Annotated in this window: 2 protein-coding genes; both read left to right on the forward strand. The window is 43.9% G+C overall.

Going from position 1 to position 1,997, the window contains the following annotated elements; all coding sequences use genetic code 11:
- Positions 1-483 precede the first annotated feature (483 nt).
- Positions 484-717 carry a DUF433 domain-containing protein gene (locus tag GXZ17_RS09430; protein WP_409377035.1) on the forward strand — a complete coding sequence of 78 codons (234 nt, stop codon included), beginning with the start codon at positions 484-486 and terminating at the stop codon, positions 715-717.
- A gap of 3 nt (positions 718-720) precedes the next feature.
- Positions 721-1,095: a DUF5615 family PIN-like protein gene (locus tag GXZ17_RS09435; RefSeq protein WP_409377036.1), complete on the forward strand. Its 375-nt coding sequence runs from the start codon at positions 721-723 to the stop codon at positions 1,093-1,095.
- Positions 1,096-1,997: the final 902 nt, after the last annotated feature.

Below are 1,997 nucleotides of genomic sequence, written 5' to 3' on the forward strand. Positions count from 1 at the left end.
AGAAAATTGGTGATTTCCCTAAGGAGGAGATTTCGAGAAAAGAATTAGAAGAGATAATAGTTCGGGGCCGGATGGCAACCGAAGTACATTAGATCATGTATTTTCTTTTCCCACCTCTCCCAGTCGCCATGCCTGAAATTTAGGTGGGAATCCACCCCCGCCGTCATTCCCGAAATCTTCAATCGGGAATCCACGTTTTTAAGTACTGTAGACCCCGGCTTAAAAATTGCCGGGGTGATGGACTTGAGATGATAGAATCATTCAGGGGATGGGCAAGGGAAATAATAGAGAAAAGCAATATATGCCATGGTTGAGTGGATTGTGATAAAATAAAGCAGGAACTGAGCTGGTAAATATCAACAGTGTTATTAGAGATTCTAATGGTGGGACTATAGAAGACGTAAAAATCTTTTAATCTGCTCAATTTACATCCCGTTAGCTCGCTAGCGCAAGGAGGGTATATTTCTATAGGAGGCGATCTAAATGGAAGAAGAAAGACTCCTTAATCGGATAGAGGTTAATCCTAAAGTAATGATGGGTAAGCCAGTGATTAAAGGAACCAGGATACCCGTAGAGTTAATTCTACGGAAATTAAGTGAGGGAGTGACATTAGAAGAGTTGCTCGACGCTTATCCGCATCTTTCTCCTCGCGATATCCAAGCAGCTCTGGCTTATGCAGCAGAGGTCTTGGCTTTTGAAGAAACGATTGTTTTATAGATTATGCGCTTTCTAGCCGATGAGAGCTGTGATTTTGCGGTAGTTCGGGCTTTGCGGAGTAAGGGCTTTGATGTACTTGCAATCTCTGAAGTTTGCCCCGGGGTGGAGGACCAACAAGTTATCGAGTTAGCTAAAGAGGAAGAAAGAATTCTTTTAACTGAGGATAAGGACTTTGGGCGTTTTGCTTATTTTTCGGGAGCATCGGAAGCAGGAGTAGTGCTCTTGAAGTTTCCGGCGAGGTCAAGACAAGAGCTTTGTACTTCGATATTGAGCTTAATAAATCGGGAAGGTTCTAAGCTGGAGAGGTCCTTTGTCATATTACAACCTGGGCGAGTTCGCATAAGGAGGGAAAGAGATTTTGAGAAGAAATTACTCTAACCTTCTCCTGTCAAGGGTTTCCCTCTTCCCTCATGCCTGAAGTTTAGCGAGACATCCACGTTTTTGTTTTTTCTTTTTGTCCTTCTATTGGTAATCATAGGGATGCCTCCTCCCATTGTTTGGATTCCTCGTAGAACCATTCAGGGGTGACGGATGAGGGCGGTCATTGCGAGCCTCGTAGTTCCGTATGGCGTGGCAATCCCAAGTTTTTTACTCTATCTAATTTGCTTTTTTAGTTTTTTGAGGCTCAGAAAAGCGAGATCGCCACGGGATACGAGCAAACAACCCTCGCGATGACAAGAAAAAACCACCCTCACCCTAACCTCGGAAGGGCGAGGGGAAAGATACATAGAGGGTTTCCCCTTCCATTATTTAGATTCCTGATAAAGACACTCAGGAATGACGGACAACGGGATGATAGAGGCGTTCAGGGAATCCAACATCATCCGTCATTCCCAAAATCTTCAATCGGGAATCCAAAGGCTTTTAACGAGGAAGATGCTTTTTCTTCCTCGGTTAGTTCTTTGTCCTTTGCATTTTTTGCTTTTATCTTTATGTTTCTCCGGGGGGTTATGAGGGGGTCTTTTTCCCCCTCATAGTTCTGTTTTCCCTTCCTCAGTAGTCTTTTGCATTTTCTGTTTTTTCTTTTAGTTTAGGCTGTTCTCTTTTTGGGGGATTATAAAGGGGTCTCCCCTTTATACTTCTGGACCCCGGCTTAAAAATTGCCGGGGTGACGAACGAAGGGTGATAGAACCATTCAGGAATGCCACCCCCGCCGTCATTCCCGAAATCTTTTATCGGGAATCCATGTTTTTGCTTTTTTCTTTGGTTTAAAAGACTGTGGACCCCTGATAGAAACATTCAGGGGGTGACGAGCGAAGGGTTATAGAACCATTCAGAAA

Origin of the sequence: Candidatus Sordicultor fermentans, assembly GCF_012728195.1 — a bacterium.
Lineage (GTDB): Bacteria > Atribacterota > Atribacteria > Atribacterales > Caldatribacteriaceae > Sordicultor > Sordicultor fermentans.